Raw genomic sequence first — 20,223 nt, 5'->3', positions numbered from 1 at the left:
CCTCGGCATCGGCAAGCTCCTCCGCCTTGATCCGGCGCTCGCACTCCAGCTCGGTGAACCGGCTCGCAGACGTTGGCAGCCGGTTCTCCTACGACCCCGAAGGCGGCATGTTCTGCGCGTACGGAAGAGACCTCGGCACGCTGGAGGAGCTGGGCACCCTGATGGCGGCCATCGCGACAGACGCCGACCGCATGCGGCGGCTCGTCGCCACCGCCGAGGCGGACGGTTTCGAGTTTGACGATTGATCCGCCTGCTGCTGAGCAGCGGGCGGAAAGCCCGCTGGCGCCCGCGCGCGCTCGATCCGGCGTATGACCTTTGCGCATGCAGTAGGCCGAGCGACAGCCGCATGTAAGGACGTTGCCGGATGGCATTGGTACCTGCACCATTGCGGTCAGCGGTGACGGGTAGCGGACAAGGGAGCATCGGTGACGGGCATTTGGCATGACGAAGGGAATGGGCTGGTAGCTCTTCCTGCGCAGCCGTACGCGAACGAGCAGGCGCTTCACAGCAGTATCGAACGCGCTCCCGCGATGCTGCCGCTTCCCGGTCAGCCACGACTGGTGATCCTGGGTCGGGAGGTACAGCTCGGCAATGGCTACGCCGATCTCGTGGCCGTGGACGCCGACAGCGGGCGACCAGTGGTCATCGAGGTGAAACTCGCTGCCAATTCGGATCGGAGAACCGTCTTCGCGCAGGTTCTCGGATACGCGTCCTATATATACCGGCTGTCGGCGACCGCGTTCGAAGAGCTGCTGGAGCCTCATGTGACCGTACGTGGGCACGCGACTGTCGCCGACGCGGTGGCTGCGGAGGTCGGTGATGGGTCGTTCGACATCGAGACCTTTCGCAACGGCATGACTGAGGAATTCGAGAAAGGGAATGCCCGCTGCGTTGTGGTCCTCGACGCCGCGCCGACCGTCTTGATCGAGCTCGCCGGCTATCTGCAGACTGTCACCAACGATCGCCTGGATATCGATTTGGTGACAGTGATGGCCTACGACGTGCGTGGCAGCCAGGTGCTCGTCCCGCAGCTGGTCGAGCCGGAGCGCGCTTTGGCGGCCTCGGTTTCGCCCTCGAGGATGCGGCGGGAGGCCAAGCCCACTTCGGGATCGGCTTCCTTCCGTGACAGCATCGACAGCGCCGATCCCTCCCATCGCGAACTGCTACGCCAGCTGTGTGACTGGGCAGAGCGATTGCAGTCAGACGGTCTGGCCACCCTCTTCACCACGGTGGGCAAGGGCCGCTGGATCCTCAATCCGCGTCTTCCCGGTCAGAGCCGTGGGATGTTCATGATCTGGAATGACGGAGGCGCCTATGTCAGCCCGCAACGCACTGTCATCCAAGCCGAGGCGCCGAACACACTGGCTCGCCTGGACGAACGTCTTCCCGGCCAAATCGGTCAGAACAACTACCTGAAGTGCGACATTAGCGACGAGGTGCTCGCGCTCCTGAGGAGTGCCTACGAAGAATCCGCCAATCGCAAAAATGCCTAGGCGCGATCAGCGGCAAGAGAGCCCGCTTGGCCCCTGGGCTAGGGTGTTCTGCCGAACAGCGGTATGAGCAGCAGGGATCGCGATGCCGTGCCGCCGTACGCTACTCTCGTGCGCCTGATCGCTGTGATGAGGACCGGTTGATGCTGCGACGAATTGGCCCCGCGGCCGCCATCGGTATCGCACTGCTCTTAACGGGATGCGCCAACAAGGACACGTCAACGGCGACTGCCTCGGCGCCCGCCACCTCTTCCTCGGCTTCTTCATCGTCGGCGACTCCTACGCCGTCGGCTGCTGCCGCGGACACGATCCCGGACCACTACGACCCAGCGCGGGATCCGGCCGCGGACCTGAAAACGGCTCTCACACTGGCCGCATCCGACGGCAAGAAGGTCCTGATCGATTTTGGCGCCGACTGGTGTCCCGACTGCAAGGTGCTCGACAAGCTGTTCCAGTCGAAACAAACGAAGCCGCTACTTCAGCGCAACTACCACCTGGTAGCCGTGGATGTCGGCGAGTTCGACCGCAACCTCGACTTCGCCGCGAAGTACGTGAAGTTGGAGACGAGCGGCATTCCGGCGCTGGTGGTGCTGGCACCCGGCGGCAGGGTTCTCGTGCACACGAATGACGGCTCGTTCGCCAACGCACGCACCATGAACAGCCATCAGGTCAACGCGTTCCTGACTCGCTGGGCGTCCAAGAGTTGACGGCGCACCGCGTTCTGCTGGTCATGGTGGCCATCGCGTCACTCGCCCAAGGGTGTGTCGGAGCCGGCGCGAGCAGCCCGTCTGCCGAACTGTCGGGTCGTCTGGATGAGAGCGGGGTCACCGTCGTGGCGGCGCTGACTACCAGGCCGGACGGAACCGGGCAGGTGCAAGCGATATTCACTCCGCAGAAGACCGGCTACCACCTGTACAGCATGGATCTACCACCGGAAGGCGTGAACGGCCTCGGTGTGCCCACTTCAGTGACCGTGGACGGCAGCCTACGCGCGGCCGGCAGGCCGACCGCAAACGTGCCCGTGAGCGACTTACGGATCGAAGAGCTGGACGTGGACCTGCCGGTCTACCCGGACGGTCCCGTAACCATCGCGGTCCCTGTGCGCCGAGCTGGAAATGGACGTGCTGAGGTGGTGTTCACCTATGGGGCGTGCAGTCCATCCAACTGTCTGGCTCCCGTACGCGACCGCGTCATCGTCCTAGAATCACGAAACGATGCCAGTGACCAGCGCCGACAGCCGGCCTGATCGGAGAAGCTGGCGACGCTGAGTCGCCTCAGCGTGGTGCGATGCCGTCCAGGGTGATGTCGATGAACCGCCGCCAGTCGCCGACATCGCCTCGGCTGATCATCGCCAGCGCGCCGACCAGCATGTAGAGATCGTCCACCGTGATGTCGGCGCGGACGGTGCCGTCGGCGTGTCCGCGTCTGATCAGCGTGTCCCCGATGGCCAGCAACTCGGTGGCCAGAGGCCCGCGCGGGGCGGTGGAGCCGAACGTCGCCTCGATCGCCCCGGAAAGGCCGCGGCCCGTCTGATGCATCTGGGCCACATGGGTCAGAAAGCAGGTCAGCGCCGCCCGGGTGTCGGGGTTGGGCAGGCACTCGCTCTCGGCGAAGGCGAGGATCTCGCTGAAGCGCTGCTCGGCGACCGCCTCGACCAGGGCCTGTCGGGTCGGGAAGTGCCGGTAGAGGGTGCCGACGCCGACCTGCGCGGCCCTTGCCACCTCCCCCATCTGCACCTGGTCGCCGTGCTCGGCGAACAGGTCGACAGCGACATCCAGGAGGCGGGCGCGGTTGCGCTCGGCGTCGCTGCGGGGCCTGGGCATGTGCTCCCCTTTCGCGGAATCGGATTCCGGATCACACCCTAGTCCGCGTTGACAGGGCTTCCGACGCTCACCTAGCTTAAACGGAAACGGACTCCGAATCAGATTCCAAAGGATCTCTCATGTTCAAGGACCGCTTCTTCCTGCTGGACGCGGGCGCCTCCCGTCCCACCCGCGTGCCCCTTCCGCCGTCGATGAGCGTGAAGGCCGGGGCCGCCGATACCGAGGGGCGGTTCTCCCTGATTGAGAACCGCGGTGACGGCCACATCCCCGCCCACGTCCACGACACCTTCGACGAGCTGGTGTATGTGCTGGACGGCGACCTGGGGATCGAGTTCGACGGAGCCGGCCACCACCTCACCGCCGGGATGTTCGCGCTGGTCCCGCGCGGCGTCACGCACGCCATGCGAAACCTCGGGCCGGACGGCTCCGCCGTGCACGCCCTGCAGTTGTCCGCGCCGGGCGGCTGGGAGCGCTACGTCGAGGACGTGTGCGAGGCGGGCGACGCCGACGCGCTGATGCTCCCCGACGGACGGCGCGACTGGCAGAAGATCAACGAGCTGGGCAAGCCGTACGGCATGCGCTACCACCTCGGGCAGGACGACCCCGCCGAGTGGGGCGACAAGAGCCGGTTCTACGTGCTGCGACAGGGGCAGGTGAGGCTCGGGCGCATCGCGGTGCCGCCCGCGTTCGGCATCAAGGCGCGCAGCGAGGACACCGACAGCCTGATCTCCCTGCTGGAGGTGACCGTCGCCCAGCCCGTCCCGCGCCACACTCACCATGTCGCCGACGAGTGCATCTACGTGGTCGACGGTGTCCTGGAGATCGACTTCGACGGTGTGACGCACCGGGCCGGCAAGGGACAGTTCGTCCTGCTGCCGCACGGTGTCCCGCACGCGATCCGCCCCGGTTCCACCCCGCCGCCCAAGGTCATCCAGGTCTCCTCGCCGGGCGGCTGGGAGTGCGTGGTGGAGGCCCTCATCGAGCATCGCGCCGAGGTGAGCCAAGGCGGCCGCTTCAACCCGGCGGCACTCAACCGCTACACCCGCCGCTACCACGTCGTCTACGAGGAGAACGAATGACCCGCGCCGCCGTCCCGGCGCAAGGGGCCCGAGGGGGCGCGGATGCTCACAGCACCTCGGCCAGCGCCTGACCAGGCCAGATCACCCCACCGAGGACGTCCTGCTCTTCTTGCGGGAGCGGTGGTACGCCGCCTTGACGCGGTTGCCGCACTCCTCTAGTCCGCACCAGTGGCGATTGCCGGAGCGGGAGCGGCCGACGAGGATGCGCGTGCGCTCCTCGCGGCCGCACTCACGGATCCGCAGCTCGTCGATAACCCCGAGCGGCCGCACCGCCGAGCGGGCCGCATCGGAGGCGATGGCCGCCGCGTCGCCGACACGTACGACGCCTGGAGGTGGGACATCCGGGCCTGCGTGGCGAACCTTCGAACGGTGCCGACCGAGATCGAGTTGAACGTTGAGACGCGCCTCTCTCGGTGCCGGCACTCCGTCCGAAGGTATGGATCAGCCCGCGATACACCCCTTGTACTGTCGCGTGACGCGTGACGTCGGCGCGGTACCGGACAAGGTCTCCGAAGCGCCGAGCCGGTCAGCCGGTCATGGGAAGGTTCATCTGCCGGCGTGCGGCCCGTTCGAGTAGGGCGCGTGGCACGAGAAGGGTTTCTCCAAGGAGGGCGGCCTCGGGTGCACCCAGCGGGAAGACGCCTGTCGGGTGCGCCTTCAACCGAGGAAGCCGGCCGGTGCCATTTACGTGACGATCATCATGCGGGTGACAGGCCCGCGTTGAGGTAGAACTCGCCGTCGTTGGCGTCCGTACCGGCGATTATGGTCGCCAGGCGGCGTCCGTCACTCGCGATGGACCAGTATCGGAGCGTCACGACGGCGGTCGCCGACGTCACGCAGGTCTGGACGGCGGGATCGAGGTGTGCGGTGTTGCCCCGGGTCAGCAGGGTCCAGGTGCAGCCGTCGGCGGTACGAGCGGTGATCCGGTTGTCATACTCGCCAGTGATCGTGAGGAGTCCCTGTTCGGGGGTCTGTGTCACAACCGGTTTCCCGTCTGAGCCGGTGGATCGGGTGACGCGGATATTCGCCCTGGTCGCCGGGTCCGCTGCGTCGTATCGCCAGGTGCCGGGGAACCGTGCGGCGCTTCGCGGGTCGTATTCCTTGGTCTTCGTACGAGCGCCCCTGTCCAGCTGCCAGTCGTAGTTTCCGGCCGGATTGGGACTTACGGCCTTGATCGTTTCCTTCTCGTGATCGCCGTTCACCGTGACGGTCCACGTGCTGATCGTGTACCACGCGTTGCTGGTCGGGTTGTGGCAGGTCTGCGTCGCCGGATCCAGGTGAAGGCCGGCGGGCCCCGCCTTGAACGTCCACGTGCACCCGACGTCGGTGCGTCCCACCACGGTGTCGCGGTCACGCGCGGTGAAAACGATGTCGCCGACCTGGGGTGCCTCCATCGTGCCCGGCTTTATCACAGCGATGTTCGTCATCGTCGTACGGTCAGGCTGGTCGTAGTTCCATTTACCCAGGTACTTCGCGATCCCGCCGATCGGCTGTGCCGGCTTCGCGTGGGCCTGTGCCGGGCCGGGCACGGTTACGATCGCTGTGGCGGCAAGCACTGGTAGGGCCAGCAGTGCGCGTCGCCGTGTCGACTGGAACATGTCATTTCCTTCTGGTGATGGCCGGCGCCTTCGGCACGATGCCGGCAGACCGACGGCAGATTACTAGATTTTCGAGATATTAGAAAATCGAGACGAGGGGAGCCATGTCAAGCGCACGGGCTGAGCTCATGACGGAGATCACCAATCGGATCAGGCGCACCAACCAACGCGGCGCAGAGATGGCGAACGCGGCCGCACGGGTGATCGGTGTCAACAGCACCGACATGGCCTGCATCCAGATGCTCCAATATGAGCCGCTGACCGCCGGAGAGCTGGCCCGGCGCACCGGCCTGACGACTGCCTCGGTGACCACAGTGATCGATCGGCTGGAGGCGGCGGGATTCGTCGCACGCACCCGCGACCCCGCCGACCGCCGCCGGGTCGTCGTCGAATTCCAGCCAGAAAAGGCCGGGCCCAGTATCGCGGGAGTGTTCCTGCCGCTGCTGCGCAGCTGGAGGGATCTGATGACCGACTACGACGAACGCGACCTCCGCATCATCGCCGAGTTCCTCGGGCGAGTGGAGGACGCCCTCGACGACGAGATCCACAAACTGCGAGAACGCTGACGATCGCCGCGAAGTTGCCGAAGCCTACGCAGGCCACGAAGCCGGCGATGAGCGTCCGCCCGGTCACGTGCTCCCGGCGTCGGAGGGACGACCGCGCCGAGGGCACCGTCTTCACCAGATCGAGAACGCAGAGGCGGTGACCGACCGCCTACTCGGCCCGCTCGCGAAGTTGTGAATTGCTCACTGTTTCCGCCGCCGCCCCTGGCGAAGGATCGAGGCGTGACAGCGATCCAGGTGAACCACGTCAGCAAGAGCTACGGCAGATTCCAGGCGGTCAACGACATTTCGTTCGAGGTCGAGGCGGGAACGGTCTTCGCCTTGCTCGGCCGCAACGGTGCGGGCAAGACCACGACGTTCGAGCTGCTCACCGGGTTCCAGAAGCCGGACACCGGTTCGGTGAGGGTGCTGGGCCTCGACCCGATCAGGGACCGCGCCCAGGTGCGTGGCAACGTCGGCATCATGCTGCAGGAGGCCGGATTCTTCCCCGACCTGACGGCCGGGCAGACGGTCGAGATCTGGCGTGACTTCACCCCCGCCGCGCGCCCCGCGAGCGAGGCGCTGGAGTTGGCGGGCCTGACGGCGAAGGCGAAGACGAAGGTGCGGCAGCTGTCCGGCGGTGAGAAACGCCGCCTGGACCTGGCGCTGGCCCTGCTGGGCCGGCCCGACGTGCTGTTCCTGGACGAGCCGACAACCGGCATGGACCCCGAGGCCCGCCGCAACATCTGGGAGGTCGTCCGCGATCTCGCCGCCCGGGGCACGACCGTGCTGCTGACCACCCACTACCTGGAGGAGGCCCAGCAACTGGCGACGAACCTGGCCATCATGGACAGAGGTGAGATCGCGGTCGGCGGCGACATGGCCGAGACGCTGGCCGCGCGGGTGGGGCGGGTCTCGTTCGAGCTGCCGTCCGTGATCCATCCCGGGGAGCTGCCGCTGCCCGCGACCGTGCGGGGCAGGCTCGCCATGGTTCAGGCCGCCGATCCCGGCCTGGCCGCCCAGACGCTGCTGGGCTGGGCGAGCGAACGCGGCCTGCGCCTGCGCGGCCTGGAGGTCCGGACGGCCTCACTGGAAGACCTGTTCCTGGAACTGGCCCAGAACACCGAAATATCCCAAAACGACGCACCCGCCCGAAGCGACGGTCCTGCCCGCAGTGGTGACGCCCGTGCGTGAGGTGCTGGCCGTGGCGCGGCTGGGCGGGCGGCTGTTCTGGGGCGACGGGCGGGTCGTCGGCGGCATCGCGGTGCTCAGCGTCTGCCTGGGCGCGGGCCTGCCGTTGCTGATCGCCGCCTCGCTCAGGAGCCGCAACGTGGAGGTGGTGCTCGGGATGCATCTCGGCATGCTCGCCATGGTCCTGACCATCGTCGCGACCACGCAGACGGCCGTGACGCTGTCGACCAGGCGGGAGCTGCTGGTTCTCAAGCGGCTACGCGCCTCGGGCCTGCGCGGGCGGGCCATCATCGGCGGCGAGCTGGTCAACATCGTGACGCAGGCGACTCTCCTGTCGGCCCTCGTCTCGGTGATCCTCTACACCCTCACCTACCTACCGCCACCCGAACTGCCGCTGCTGTTCGCGGCGTGCGTCGTCGCGGTGGCCGGGGTGCTGGCGCTGGTCGGCGTCGTCTTCTCGATCGTGACCCGCCGCCCCGATCTGAACGCCCCCGCCACGATCCCGTTCATGCTGGCCGGCGCGCTCGGGGCCGGGGCATATGGGCCGTTTGTCACCGGCCTCCTCCCCGGCTGGGTCCAGTGGGCACTCGACCTGCTGCCGACCGGAGCGATGGTCGAGATCGCCGGACTCGCCTACCGGGGCGGCGAGCTCGCGACGCTGACCGGGCCCGTCCTGAACCTGACCGTCTGGGCCCTCCTCGCCCTGGTCGCCGTCCGCTTCCTCTTCCGATGGGACCCACGCCGATGAGCCTCACGGCCACCTACAAGCTGAGCGCCCGGCTGTTCTGGCGCGACAAGGGCATGCTGCCCGCCTCCGTGATCACCCCGCTGGGGCTGGCGATCGGGATGCCGGCGCTGATGCGCAACGTTCAGGCCGACGGCGTCACGGCCGCGGCGCAGATGTTCGTAGGGACGCTCGCGCTCATCCTGTCGGGGACCGCGTTCCTGAACATCACCGTCGCCCTGACCATGCGCCGCGACCAGCTCCTGCTCAAACGGCTGCGCACCACCCGGCTCACCGACCGGCAGATCCTCCTCGGCGAGGTCGCGAACACCGTCACGCAGACGGTCATTCTCATGATCGTGTCGGCCGTGGCCGTACACCTCCTGGCCGATGTGCCGCTGCCGAGGAATCCGGTGCTGTTCGCGGTGTTCGCGGTCGCGGGCTCCGCGGTGATGGCGATGCTGGGGGTGGCGTGGACGGCCGCGATCCCGCGCGGGGAGCTCGCGGCGCCCATGACCCTGCCGTTCTTCTTCCTGGCCGGCCTCGCGTCCGGGGCGATGGGCTCGATCATCGACTTGCTGCCCTCCTGGCTGCACCCGTTCTTCGCCGCCCTGCCCACCAGCGCGGTGGTGGACGCGGTCCGCGCCTCCTACGGGCCGGGAACGCTCAGCTCCGACCTGGCGGCGGCAGCCGTACCGGCTCTGGTTCTGGCGGTGTGGGCGGGGGTAGCGCTGCTCTCGATCAGGAGGTGGTTCCGCTGGGAGTCCAGAAAGTCATAATGGGCCGATCATGAACTCCACCTCCGCGCGGCGGCTCGGAATCGCGCTGATCGTCCTGGTCTCCGTCGGCTACACGATCATCCCCCTCGTGGCCTCCCTCGCGACTGCCTCCGCGTCGCCCAACGCCCGGCTGCTCGTGATGCTGACCGCTTTCTACTGGCCGCACTTCGTTCATGTACGGCAGGCGTTCACGGGCACCCGATCCCGGTGGTTCCCCGCGACACTGGCGGTGCAGGTGGTCGTCGCCTACCTGCCCGAGGCCCTCGGGTTCACCGGCTGGTCGGCCGGGACCGCGCCGCTCCTGGCCGGGCCGGTGCTCCTGCTGCTCCCCCTGCGCTGGGGCGGCGTCCTGGTGATGACGATGGCGACGATGGAGTTCTGGTGGCTTCAGGGCATCTTCCACAATGTGACCGGCTCGTTCTTCTACGCCCTCACCATCGTCATCACCGGCGCCATGATCTACGTCATCGTGCGCCTGGTCCGGGTCACCACCGAATTGGAGCAGGCGCGGGCCGACCTGGCGGAGGCGGCGGTGCTGAAGGAACGGTTGCGGATCTCCCGCGACCTCCACGACGGGCTGGGCCACAGCCTCACCGCGATCGTGTTGAAGGGCGACCTGGCCACCCGGCTCATGGACCGCGATCCGCCCGCCGCGAAGACCGAGGTCGGCACGCTGGTCCAGGTGGCGAGGGAGGCCGCGCAGGAGGTGCGTCAGGTGGCTCGCGGCTACCGGCGGATGTCGCTCGCCGGTGAGGTGCACCGGGCCGCGGCGCTGCTGGAATCGTCCGGAATCGGCTGCCAGGTCAACCTCGCCGAGATCACCCCGCCCCGCGAGCCGGACGAGGCCCTCGCCTGGGCCGTGCGCGAGGGGGTCACGAACATCCTGCGGCACAGCCGCGCCACCACCTGTTCGATCACCACCTCAAGCGGCGCGGGACGCATCCGTCTGGAGATCGTCAACAACGGCCTCCCCCCTGACGACGCGCAGACCGCTACCGACCCGGTCGGTGATGGGCCTTTCGGTGGCGGGCTGGTCGGAGGCGGGCTGGTCGGGCTGGTGGAGCGTGCTGCACAGGTGGGGGGCACGGTTGAGGCCGGGCGCACGTCCGAGGGCGGATTCCGGTTGACGATGGAGGTGCCCACGTGATCCGCGTCCTCCTGGCCGAGGACATGCACATGATCCGGGCCGCGCTCATCGCCCTGCTGCGCCTGGAGTCCGACCTGGAGGTGGTGTCCGAGGTCACGCGCGGTGACGAGATCGTCCCCGCCGCGCTGCGGGTGCGGCCGGACGTGGCGATCGTCGACATCGACCTGCCCGTGCTGGACGGCATCACCGCCGCCGCCCGGCTGAGGGAGGTGCTCCCCTCCTGCCGCATCCTGGTGCTGACCGCGATGGGCCAGCCGGGTCAGGTGCGGCGGGCATTGTCGGTGGGCATCGAGGCGTTCCTGGTCAAGGACGCGCCCGGCGACCGCCTGGCCGACGCGATCAGGCGTACGGCGGCCGGGCTGCGGGTGCTGGACGCGGAGCTGGTGGCCTCGGCGATGGAGCACGGAGAGAGCCCTCTCACCCCACGCGAGACCACAGTCCTGCGCGAAGCCGCCCGAGGGGCCTCCGCCGAGGAGATCGCCGCCCGGCTGCACCTGTCGGCGGGCACCGTACGCAACTACCTCACCGGCGCGATCACCAAGACCGGCGCCCGCAACAAGATCGACGCCGTCCGCATCGCCGAGGACGCGGGCTGGCTGTGACCCCCGGTGACAACACCACACAAAGCCCAGCCAACCTCGTCGGCCGTGCGGGAGTGATGGGCGACCAGGCGGCACAGTCGCTCGTCGGCGGTTCGACTCGGACAGCGGGATGATCTGGGCTGTCCGCATGACTGTGGCGGGCTCGGCCTTGCGCCGAGCCCGCCGGTCCAGGTCCACCTGGTCCTGATCGTGTGCCGTGATGGCGCTCACCCGATTCGGCATGCGCCTTCGGGGCGAACGTCAGGGACACCCCGAGGTGGACCCGTGTGATGCCGTCAGTGCTGCAGGGTCAGCAGACCCGGGCGGTAGGGCAGGAGGCCGTAGTCGCCGCCGGAGCTGGGGCTGCGGCCCTGGTAGAGCAGCTGCAGGTTGCAGGGGTCGACGGTCTTGGTCTGGTCGGGGTTGTTGCGGACCAGGTCGCCGTGGCTGATGTCGTTGGTCCACGTGGCGCCGCTGTTGGCCTTGCCGGCGAAGGGGTTGCTCTCGGTCGCGGCGTTCGGCGTCCACGACCCGCTCAGGCTGTCGGCCGTGAACGAGCGGAAGTAGCGGCCCTGCGAGCCGATCGCCTCGACGAGCATGAGGTACTTGTTCTGGCCCTGGAGCTTGTAGACCTCGACCGCCTCGAACAGGTTGTTGGTCGAGTCGCTCATGACCGTCGTGTAGTTGGAGCCGAAGCTGCCGGGGAAGTTGCCGATGGGCATGCTCTGCCGGTAGATCTTGCCGTTGTCGCCGGCGAAGAACAGGTACATGTTCTGGCCGTCACCGATCAGCGTCTGGTCGATCGGCCCGGTGCCCGAGCCGGAGATGCTCGCGGTGGACAGCGTCTGCTGCGCCCCCCAGCCGTTGGGGTTGGTGGGGTCGCTGGAGGTGCGGTAGGAGAACGCGGTCCCGCCCCACTGGTAGGCCAGCACCCAGATGTTCTTGGGCGCGAAGTAGAACAGCGTGGGCGCCACGGTGCCCGAGTTCATCTTGGTCTGGGTGGCCGAGGCCATGTCCGACCAGTTGGTGAACGTGCTGAAGCCCATCGAACCCCAGCCCGACCCGGTGTCGTGCGTCGTCGCGTAGACGAGGTGCTTGCCGTTGTAGACGACGTTGGTGAAGTCCTTGAGCGAGACCCACCCCGACTTCGGGGTCGCCAGCGCGCCCGTCGAGGTCCAGCGGTACGTCGACGGAAGAGCGCACGTGCCGGTCGGCGTCACCGACGGAGACGGGGACGGGGACGAGCTCGGGCCGCCTCCGGAGATGCTCCACTTCTGGTTGGTCTGCCCGTTGCAGGTCCACAGTTGGACGGCGGTCCCGTTGGCCGTGCCGAGTCCGGTCACGTCCAGGCACAGCCCCGACTGTACGCCCCTGATGGAGCCGTCGGCGTTCTGCTGCCACTTCTGGTTGTTCTGCCCATTGCAGGACCAGATCACGACCTTCGTGCCGTTCGAGGTCCCCTGGCCGTACGCGTCCACGCACCGCGTGCCGTTGAACGTCCGCAGCTCACCCGCCGAGGTGAACTCGAACGCCTGGTTCGCCTGACCGCTGCAGTCCCAGATCTGCAGGCCCGTGCCCAGCGCGTCGGTGTTGCCCGCCACGTCCAGACACCGCCCCGACGCCGCACTCACCAACGGCGCCACCGCCGCCGATGCCGGAGCCGACCACGTCACGGCGACCGCCAGCACCGTCGTCAGCACCGTGGCCAGGACCGCCACGAGACGCAGGCCGTCACCGGCCGGCGAACGATGCCGGCCGCTCGTCACACGAATGGGGGGTGAATCCATTGTTTCGTTCTCCTTGGGGGTGAAGGCGTGGCGAAGCGGGCCACGCTTGGGCAAACCGCAGTGGTCTCACGGGGCCGGGCAGGGACAAGTCAGCCGATCGAGACGAATTCCTCAACCCTGCCGCCAGGAGGTCGGCGGGCTCGCGAATCGTTTCCGTACGGCTGGTTCGCTGCCGTTCGCGTGCGGAGCTCCAGACCCGCCGCATCCTTCGAGACCTCGCCCCCGGCAGGGGCGATGGAGGGGGTCAGCTGGACCGCGGCCAATCGCGGATTTGTTAGCGCTAACATCACGAGCAAATCCGGGGCTCCTCTCCCTCGACTACGTGGAGGTGGTGCAACGGAGCGAAGACGACCGGGCGAGGCCCCGTCAAGAACGCGCCCCCTCCCGGTGCCGGCCACGCCCGGACGCCTCTGGGGTGGCGTGCAGCTGCGGACCGTCTCCGATCATGGAGACCCTCCTTCCGGGGCCGGGGCGTGTTAGCGCTCACACACGTACGCGGCACGGGATGCCGCGCCCACGGGTGTCGATTCCGGTAGTAATGGCGGAGCAAACTAGGAATCACCGGGTCGCGTCAAGAGGAAGATCGAGAGCCCGGTGCACTTCGAGCATCTGGAACGCGCCCACCTGGCGTTACCGGCCCGCCCCGCACCGTGCGCGCAACGACTTGTGATGAAACGTTCAACGAACGCGCGGTTCGCCAGTCGACGCCATGCCCTGGTCGACGTACCCGGCCCGTCGCGATTCCGCGACCGGAGGGCGTCAGCTGCCGTGTGGCCGGCGGGGGCGCCTGGTGTCCACGTTGCCGGTCAACGCCGTGAGGATGCCGGGTAGCTCTGCCACGGTCTCGGCGGGCAGGCCGGCCACGGTCTCCTCCGCCAGAGCGCACCATAGCTGCTTGATCTGCTCGACCAGAGCTTTGCCGCTGTCGGTGAGCTCGACGATGCTGGCGCGCCTGTCGGAGGGGGCGGGTGCGCGGCGGATGTGGCCGGAGGCTTCGAGCTTGCGGGTCATGAGCGTGACGCTGGGCGGCTCACAGCCGAGCGCCTCGCCGAGCTGGGCCTGGATCATCGGGCCGGTCCTGGCGAGTTCGAGCAGGAGCGCCTCCTGCCCGGGATGCAGGCCGAGTGGAGCCAGTAGCGCCGCGGCCCTGGCCCGGTGGCGCAGGCTCAGCAGGCGGATGGCCTGGTTGAGAGCGTCGGCGTGCTCGAAGTCCATGGAGCTCCTTGACAACTTAGTTATGCGCATAATAGTTATTCGCATAACTTATTCTACACGACATCGGGGCTCCAGACATGACCGTGAAGATCGCCGTGATCTGGGACAGCGGGACAGGCACTCCGCACGCATTCGCGCAGGTCGTCGCCGGGGGCGCCGCCTCGGCCGGGACCAGGATGCGGCTGCGACCGGTCGCCGGACCGCCCCCCGACCGCGTGACCGGCGGGTCGGCAAGGAAGAAGAACTCATGACAAGCACCGGCACCGGAACGCCACGGGTCAGGCCGCAGGCCGGCCTCGCCTGGCTGGTCCTGTCACTGGCGTGCGCCTGCCAGTTCATGGTCATCCTGGACGCGTCCATCGTCAACGTCGCCCTGCCCTCGGTCCGCGAGAACCTCGGTTTCACGCCGACCGGCCTGGCCTGGGTGGTGAACGGCTACCTGCTTACCTTCGCCGGCTTCATGCTGCTGGGTGGCCGCGCCGCCGATCTGTTCGGCCCGCGCCGGATTCTGGCCGCCGGACTGTTGTTGTTCTCCGCCGCGAGCCTGGCCGGTGGCCTGGCGACCACTCCGCAGGTCCTGGTGGCGGCCCGCGTCGCGCAGGGCATCGGAGCCGCCATGATGGCCCCGGCGACACTGGCCGTGATCAACACCTCCTTCACCGAGCCGAACGCGCGTGCCAGGGCGTTCGGCGCATGGTCCGCCTCGGGCGGCGTGGGCGGGATGGTCGGCGCGGTCGCCGGCGGCGCCATCACCACCGGCCTGTCGTGGCGCTGGGTCTTCCTCATCAACGTGCCGATCGGCGCCGTGCTGGTCGTCGTGGCCATGATGTCGCCGGCCGGCGCGCGCACCGGCCGGCGGGAGTCGCTCGATCTCATCGGCGCGGTCACCGGGACGGCGGGGCTGGCCGCGCTGGTCTACGGGGTCATGCGGAGCGCCGATCACGGCTGGACGTCCGGGCCGGTCGTCGGGCCGCTAGTGGCGGGCCTGCTGCTGCTCGGCGTCTTCGTCGTGGTGGAGTCACGTTTCGCCGGACGGCCGATGGTGCCTCTGCGGCTGTTCAGGATCCGGGGAGTGGCCGTCGGCAACGGCATGCTGCTGCTGTTCGGCGGGATTTCCATCGCGATGTGGTACTTCACGTCGCTCTTCCTGCAGAACGTACTCGGCTACAGTGCGCTGCAAGCCGGGCTCGGGCAGACACCCGCGGCGGTGGTGTTCATGTTGATCGCCCGGTTGGCCGCCGCCCTGCTGCCGCGAACCGGTGTGCGCCCCCTGGTGCCGGCGGGCAGTGCCTGTTTCCTGGCCGGTTTCGGCTGGCTCGCCCAGGCCCACACCGACAGCGGCTACGTCACCGGCGTGCTCGGGCCCACGCTGCTCATCGCGGCCGGCATCGGGCTGACCTTCCCCACCCTCATGGTCGCGGCGACCGCCGACGTTCCCGAGGGCGACGCGGGGGCCGTCGGCGGCCTGGCCCAGACCGCCGGTCAGGTAGGCGGGTCGATCGGCCTGGCGGTGCTCGCGACCGCCGCCGGCGCCAGAGCCGCCTCGGAAATCGGCGCGAGTTCCCCGGCCGCCGCCCTCGCCGCCGGATACGACCTGGTCTTTCTCATCGCGGCCGGGCTCGGCCTGGCCATCGCGGTCGTCAGCGTGCTCCTGCCGCGGCGCCGACTCGGCTGACGGCCGGCGACGCCGCGTCCTCACTCGCCGCACCCCCTGTACGTACGACCCCGCGCCACACCGTGCTCGGCAACCCAACCAATGATGAGGAGACAGCTATGACCAGCGCGTTCGACCCGATCACCGTCGGCGGCACGCAACTCGCGAACCGGATAGCCATGGCACCGATGACCCGCAGCCGCGCCTACGGCGGGCTGGTGACGGAACTGACGGCGGAGTACTACGCTCAGCGCGCCTCCGCTGGTCTGATCATCACGGAGGGCATCCAGCCGTCGGTGACGGGTCAGGGGTATCCGTTCACGCCCGGCCTGCACTCCGCCGAGCAGGCCGCCGCCTGGCGCAAGGTGACCGACGCGGTGCATGCCGCGGGCGGAAAGATCTTCGCTCAGCTGTTGCACACCGGCCGGATCGGCCACCCCGTCCTGCTGCCCGACGGACTGACCCCGGTGGCGCCGTCGCCGGTCGCCGCGCGGGGCCAGGTGTTCACGCCCGACGGCGTGAAGGACTTCGTCCTCCCGCGCGAACTGGAGGCCACCGAGATCGAGCAGACCATCGCCGACTTCGCGAGCGCCGCGCGTAACGCCGTCGAGGCGGGCTTCGACGGGGTGGAACTGCACGGCGCCAACGGCTACCTGATCCACCAGTTCCTCGCCCCCAACACCAACCGGCGCACCGACGGCTGGGGCGGGTCGGCCCCGGGCCGCGTCCGGTTCGCCGTGGAGGTGGTCTCCGCGGTCGTCTCCGCGATCGGCGGTGCCCGCACCGGCCTGCGCCTGTCGCCCGGAACGACCAACAACGACATCGACGAACCCGACCCGCACCCCGTCTACGAGGCGCTCGTACAGCGGACAGCCGCCCTGGACCTGGCGTATCTGCACGTCATGGAGGCCGGGCACCGGGAACTGACGCACGCCATGCGACGGCGGTTCCCCGGCGCCTTCATCCTCAATCCCCACACCGGCGCCCGCCCGACCGGTCCTGAGGAACTCGCGCTGATCGACGACGGGACCGCTGACCTGATCGCCTTCGGGCGGCTCTTCCTCGCCAATCCCGACCTGCCCCGACGCCTGGCGACCGGCTCCCCTCTCAACGCCGCGGACCCGGCCACCTTCTACGGCGGCGACGCGGCCGGCTACACCGATTATCCGGCTCTGCCCGCCTGACCGAGGGTGAGCGGTTCGTTCAAGACCGCACGGTCTCCCGATGCGAGTCTGCTGGGCATGACCGAACAGGCTTTCACTCCGGCGCTGGGCCGCTTCGCGTCCACGCGTTTCTACGACCCCGTCGTCACGCTGACCAGGGAGCGGCTGTGGCGGGCGCTGACCGTCATGCACGTCGCGCCGCGCCCGGAGGATGTGATCGTCGATGTGGGGTGCGGCACCGGGTCCACGGCGCTGTTGCTGAACCGCACCGAGCCGCGGGCGCGGGTGGTGGCGATAGACCCGGATCAGGGGGTGCTGGCGCTCGCCCGGCGCAAGGCCGAGGCCGTCGGCGCGACGGTGCGGTGGGAGACCGGCATGGGCGACGCGCTGCCGGAGATCGTGGGCGCCGGCGCGGCGGACACGGTGGTGTCCACCTTGGTGCTGCACCAGTGCCCGATGGCGACGAAGCGGGCCATACTCTCCTCGATGCGCGCGGTGCTGCGGCCGGGCGGCAAACTCGTCGTCGCCGATTACGGGTTGCAGCGCACGCGGCTGATGCGGCTGGGGTTCCGGATGGTGCAGTTCGCCGACGGCGTCGAGGACACCCGCCCGAACGCCGAGGGTGTGCTGCCGGAGCTGATGGCCGAGGCCGGTTTCGGCGATGTGCGGGAGGCCGAGGTGGTGTCAACGGTCACCGGTTCGATCTCGGTCTACGTCGCCTTCCGCGAGTGACGGGCGCAGCACCGGCAGCACGACCGCCGGGGTGAGCCCCATCATCTCCCGCATCCATCGCGTCAGATGCGCCTGGTCGGCGAAACCGCTCACGGCCGCCGCCTCCGCCAGCGACCGCCCCGCCCGCAGCGCCTCCACCGTCCGCCGCAGCTGGCCCCACACGCGCCAGCGCGTCAGCGGCATGCCCAACTGGCTGCGGACCAGGCCGCGCAGCCGCTGGGGGGACATGTCCACCCGCGCGGCCAGATCCGGCATCGAGACCGGCCCGTCCGCCAGCGCGTCCATCGCCGCGAGCAGCCGGGGGTCGAGCTCACCGGACGGTCGCGCGCCGGCGAGGCGGACATCCTCCTCGCTGAGCTCGCGCAGTTCGGGAGCCGCGCTGATCCCGGAGCCCCAGCGCCCGGAGACGCAGCGCTCGCGCAACCGGTCGGCGAAGGCGCACTGCGGTTCCACGAAGAAGACACGCAGGTCCGTCGTCGCCAGCATCCGATGCCGCACCATGGGCGGCACCACAAGCGCCACGGCGCGGTGACAGACGCCGGAGGCGTCCACCATGGCGGCTTCACCCGCGACGGCGACGACGATCTGGAAAGCGGCGTGACGGTGAAAGCCGCTGTCCCACGACGGCCCCTGATAGAGCGCGTAGCCGTGGCCGACATCGAAACGCGACGTCGTTTCCGTCCGGGCGAGGGCGCCCGCTGCGGGGTTCACGAGACCGCCCTGCCCTCGTCCGCCTTCGCGTCTGCCGCGACCGGCTCTGTCGTTCGTCATCGACGGTCGTCCGTCCCCCGGTCAGGCGGTGCGGGCGTGGAAGGTGTCGCGGTAGGTCTGTGGAGCGACACCGAGGATGCGGCGGAAGTGAGGGCGCAGGGCGATGCCGTTGGTGAAGCCGACGTTGCGGGCGATGGCGTCGACGCTGAGGTCGGTGGTCTCCAGCAGCCGTTGGGCTCGCATGATCCGTTGAGTGAGCAGCCATTGGAGTGGGGAGGTGCCGGTGAGCTCGCGGAATCGGCGGTCGAAGCTCCGGCGGCTCATCAGGGCGTGTCCGGCCAGGGAGTCGACGTCCAGGTCGGGGTCGTCGAGGTGATGGATGGCGTGGCTGAGGATCTCGCCGAGCGGATCGTTGGTGTCGGGGTCGGGCAGCGGGTGTTCGATGTACTGCGCCTGGCCGCCGCTGCGTTGCGGAGGCACGACCATGCGGCGGGCGATGGTGTTGGCGACCTGGGCACCGAACCGGCGCCGCACCAGGTGCAGGCAGGCGTCGATGCCGGCGGCGGTCCCGGCCGAGGTGATCAGGTCGCCGTCGTCGACGAACAGCACTGAGGCGTCCACCTGTACGTCGGGGTAGGCGGCGGCGAGGGCGGGTGCGTAAAGCCAGTGGGTGGCCGCGCGGCGGCCGTTCAGCAGCCCGGCCGCGGCGAGCACGAACGCGCCACGGCACAACCCGACGACGGTGGCGCCGTCGGCGTGCGCGTCGCGCAGGGCGGCGAGTGCCGGTTCCGGAGGGCGCTGGGCCGGGCCTCGCCAGCTCGGCACGACGACGGTGGCGGCGTCTGCCAGCGCGTCCAGCCCGTACGGCGCGGTCAGTCGGATCCCGCCGGTGGTGGTGAGCGGGCCGGGGTCACCGCCGACGGCACGCAGGTCGAAGCGGGGGACGCCCATGTCGCTGCGATCGGCGCCGAACACGCTGATCGGGACGCTGGTCTCGAACAGCGGCGCCTGGTCGAACATCAGCACCGCGATGGTCAGCGGGTCACGTCGGCTCATCGCTCCTCCCGGGTTGGCTTGAATCTATCGCACGACGGCTTTCACGCCACTCACTCTCCGGCGGCCGTACGTTCGACGATCGTCCGCAGAGCGCTCCTCACCGGAGCGCACATCTCAGCCCGTCAAGCCGCAAAGGACCGTCATGACCGTCGCATCGCAGATCAGCGTCCACGCCTTGGGCGGACCGACCGCGATCCTGGAGATCGGCGGGCTGCGCCTGCTCACCGACCCCACCTTCGACCCTCCCCGCGAGTACGTGACGGGCCCGGGACGGGTCCTGGTCAAGACCGCGCCCACCGCGCTGACGCCCGCGGAAATCGGCCCCGTCGACGCCGTGCTGCTCTCCCACGACCAGCACAGGGACAACCTCGACGTCAGCGGTCGCGACTACCTCGGCCGGGTCCCGCTCGTGCTCACCACCGCGAGCGCGGCCGGCCGGCTGGGCGGTGCCACCCGCGCCGTGCCCGTCTGGGAGCACGTGGACCTGCCACGGCCCGGCGGCTCGACGCTGCGCGTCACCCGGGTGCCCGCTCTGCACGGTCCCGAGGGCAGCGAGCCCATCGTCGGGGAGGTCGCCGGATTCGTGCTGTCCGGCCACGGAACGCCGACCGTGTACGTCAGCGGCGACAACGCCTCGCTCGACCTCGTCGCCCAGATCGCCGAACGGTTCGCCGTCGACGTCGCCATCCTGTTCGCCGGAGCGGCCAAGACCGCTCTCCTCGGCGACGCCTACCTCACCCTCACCAGCGCGCAGACGGCCGAAGCCGCCCGGATGCTCGGCGCGTCGCACGTCGTCCCGCTGCACTTCGACAGCTGGCGCCACTTCACCGAAGGGGCCGACACACTCGCCGAGGCCTTCGCGCAGGCCGGACTCACCGACCGGCTCACCCTCCTGCACCCGGGCCGGCGCACCGTGCTCACGGTCGCGACCACCTGACCGGCCGCGGCGAA

At 69.2% G+C, this 20,223-nt stretch carries 23 protein-coding genes; 16 read left to right on the top strand and 7 right to left on the bottom strand.

Going from position 1 to position 20,223, the window contains the following annotated elements; genetic code table 11:
• The first annotated feature begins 53 nt into the window (after positions 1-53).
• From FH610_RS31815 to FH610_RS31800, 4 genes are all read left to right on the top strand, one after another.
• A complete protein-coding gene (locus tag FH610_RS31815; RefSeq protein WP_240809321.1) occupies positions 54-245 on the top strand; it encodes an Imm51 family immunity protein in 192 nt (63 codons plus the stop codon).
• A gap of 180 nt (positions 246-425) precedes the next feature.
• The gene (locus FH610_RS31810) at positions 426-1,493 is read left to right on the top strand and encodes a PDDEXK family nuclease (RefSeq protein WP_139578915.1); all 1,068 of its coding nucleotides are present in this window, start codon (positions 426-428) and stop codon (positions 1,491-1,493) included.
• 140 nt (positions 1,494-1,633) lie between these two features.
• Complete coding sequence (locus FH610_RS31805) at positions 1,634-2,197, top strand: thioredoxin family protein (protein ID WP_139578914.1); 564 nt, start codon at positions 1,634-1,636, stop codon at positions 2,195-2,197.
• Positions 2,198-2,220: 23 nt separating this feature from the next.
• Entirely contained in the window at positions 2,221-2,736 is a 516-nt protein-coding gene (locus FH610_RS31800; RefSeq protein ID WP_139578913.1) for a hypothetical protein, read from the top strand.
• Positions 2,737-2,764: 28 nt separating this feature from the next.
• On the opposite strand, the gene FH610_RS31795 is transcribed toward FH610_RS31800, so the two are convergent.
• The gene (locus tag FH610_RS31795; protein WP_139578912.1) at positions 2,765-3,313 is read right to left on the bottom strand and encodes a TetR/AcrR family transcriptional regulator; all 549 of its coding nucleotides are present in this window, start codon (positions 3,311-3,313) and stop codon (positions 2,765-2,767) included.
• A 119-nt stretch (positions 3,314-3,432) separates the two neighbouring features.
• Here FH610_RS31795 and FH610_RS31790 point away from each other — a divergent pair, with 119 nt between their 5' ends.
• Entirely contained in the window at positions 3,433-4,392 is a 960-nt protein-coding gene (locus FH610_RS31790) for a cupin domain-containing protein (RefSeq protein WP_139578911.1), read from the top strand.
• 81 nt (positions 4,393-4,473) lie between these two features.
• Here the strand turns inward: FH610_RS31790 and FH610_RS45740 are convergent, their stop codons facing one another.
• Positions 4,474-4,662, bottom strand: coding sequence for a CGNR zinc finger domain-containing protein (locus FH610_RS45740; protein ID WP_205826212.1), 189 nt, complete (start codon positions 4,660-4,662; stop codon positions 4,474-4,476).
• Between the two features lie 428 nt (positions 4,663-5,090).
• Positions 5,091-5,990, bottom strand: coding sequence for a hypothetical protein (locus FH610_RS31780; protein ID WP_139578910.1), 900 nt, complete (start codon positions 5,988-5,990; stop codon positions 5,091-5,093).
• A gap of 128 nt (positions 5,991-6,118) precedes the next feature.
• Between FH610_RS31780 and FH610_RS31775 the strand changes: the two genes are divergently transcribed.
• The 6 genes from FH610_RS31775 to FH610_RS31750 all read left to right on the top strand — a co-directional run bounded on the left by FH610_RS31775 (position 6,119) and on the right by FH610_RS31750 (position 10,975).
• Entirely contained in the window at positions 6,119-6,556 is a 438-nt protein-coding gene (locus FH610_RS31775) for a MarR family winged helix-turn-helix transcriptional regulator (RefSeq protein ID WP_161628123.1), read from the top strand.
• 219 nt (positions 6,557-6,775) lie between these two features.
• Positions 6,776-7,726 (top strand): ABC transporter ATP-binding protein, encoded by a 951-nt coding sequence (locus FH610_RS31770; RefSeq protein ID WP_139578908.1) that lies wholly within the window; start codon positions 6,776-6,778, stop codon positions 7,724-7,726.
• Positions 7,719-8,471, top strand: a complete 753-nt coding sequence (locus tag FH610_RS31765; RefSeq protein WP_139578907.1) for an ABC transporter permease — start codon at positions 7,719-7,721, stop codon at positions 8,469-8,471. Before FH610_RS31770 ends, FH610_RS31765 begins: the two co-directional genes overlap by 8 nt.
• Complete coding sequence (locus FH610_RS31760) at positions 8,453-9,226, top strand: ABC transporter permease (protein WP_139578906.1); 774 nt, start codon at positions 8,453-8,455, stop codon at positions 9,224-9,226. Before FH610_RS31765 ends, FH610_RS31760 begins: the two co-directional genes overlap by 19 nt.
• A gap of 10 nt (positions 9,227-9,236) precedes the next feature.
• The gene (locus tag FH610_RS31755; RefSeq protein WP_139578905.1) at positions 9,237-10,373 is read left to right on the top strand and encodes a sensor histidine kinase; all 1,137 of its coding nucleotides are present in this window, start codon (positions 9,237-9,239) and stop codon (positions 10,371-10,373) included.
• Complete coding sequence (locus FH610_RS31750; RefSeq protein ID WP_139578904.1) at positions 10,370-10,975, top strand: response regulator transcription factor; 606 nt, start codon at positions 10,370-10,372, stop codon at positions 10,973-10,975. Before FH610_RS31755 ends, FH610_RS31750 begins: the two co-directional genes overlap by 4 nt.
• A 275-nt stretch (positions 10,976-11,250) precedes the next feature.
• Here FH610_RS31750 and FH610_RS31745 read toward each other — a convergent pair whose 3' ends face one another.
• Together FH610_RS31745 and FH610_RS31740 are read right to left on the bottom strand one after the other, a co-directional pair.
• Entirely contained in the window at positions 11,251-12,741 is a 1,491-nt protein-coding gene (locus FH610_RS31745; protein WP_139578903.1) for a non-reducing end alpha-L-arabinofuranosidase family hydrolase, read from the bottom strand.
• A gap of 759 nt (positions 12,742-13,500) precedes the next feature.
• Positions 13,501-13,956, bottom strand: coding sequence for a MarR family winged helix-turn-helix transcriptional regulator (locus FH610_RS31740; protein ID WP_139578902.1), 456 nt, complete (start codon positions 13,954-13,956; stop codon positions 13,501-13,503).
• A 77-nt stretch (positions 13,957-14,033) separates the two neighbouring features.
• On the opposite strand from FH610_RS31740, the gene FH610_RS43015 reads away from it, so the two are divergent.
• The 4 genes from FH610_RS43015 (at position 14,034) to FH610_RS31725 (ending at position 17,505) form a co-directional block, all read left to right on the top strand.
• Positions 14,034-14,207, top strand: a complete 174-nt coding sequence (locus FH610_RS43015; protein ID WP_161628121.1) for an NADPH-dependent FMN reductase family protein — start codon at positions 14,034-14,036, stop codon at positions 14,205-14,207.
• Positions 14,204-15,631 (top strand): MFS transporter, encoded by a 1,428-nt coding sequence (locus FH610_RS31735; protein WP_139578901.1) that lies wholly within the window; start codon positions 14,204-14,206, stop codon positions 15,629-15,631. The genes FH610_RS43015 and FH610_RS31735 overlap by 4 nt, the downstream gene beginning before the upstream one ends.
• A gap of 98 nt (positions 15,632-15,729) precedes the next feature.
• On the top strand, positions 15,730-16,794 hold the full coding sequence (locus tag FH610_RS31730) for an alkene reductase (protein ID WP_139578900.1): 1,065 nt from the start codon (positions 15,730-15,732) through the stop codon (positions 16,792-16,794).
• A 57-nt stretch (positions 16,795-16,851) separates the two neighbouring features.
• Positions 16,852-17,505, top strand: coding sequence for a class I SAM-dependent methyltransferase (locus FH610_RS31725; protein WP_139578899.1), 654 nt, complete (start codon positions 16,852-16,854; stop codon positions 17,503-17,505).
• Here the strand turns inward: FH610_RS31725 and FH610_RS31720 are convergent.
• Entirely contained in the window at positions 17,458-18,216 is a 759-nt protein-coding gene (locus FH610_RS31720; protein ID WP_240809320.1) for a helix-turn-helix domain-containing protein, read from the bottom strand. The genes FH610_RS31725 and FH610_RS31720 overlap by 48 nt on opposite strands.
• 81 nt (positions 18,217-18,297) lie before the next feature.
• Positions 18,298-19,272: a helix-turn-helix domain-containing protein gene (locus FH610_RS31715; protein ID WP_139578897.1), complete on the bottom strand. Its 975-nt coding sequence runs from the start codon at positions 19,270-19,272 to the stop codon at positions 18,298-18,300.
• Between the two features lie 142 nt (positions 19,273-19,414).
• Between FH610_RS31715 and FH610_RS31710 the strand changes: the two genes are divergently transcribed.
• Complete coding sequence (locus FH610_RS31710) at positions 19,415-20,209, top strand: MBL fold metallo-hydrolase (RefSeq protein WP_139578896.1); 795 nt, start codon at positions 19,415-19,417, stop codon at positions 20,207-20,209.
• Positions 20,210-20,223 lie beyond the last annotated feature (14 nt).

Origin of the sequence: Microbispora catharanthi (genome assembly GCF_006334915.2) — a bacterium.
Classification (GTDB): Bacteria; Actinomycetota; Actinomycetes; order Streptosporangiales; family Streptosporangiaceae; genus Microbispora; species Microbispora catharanthi.
This window is presented reverse-complemented; position numbering and strand designations above follow the sequence as displayed.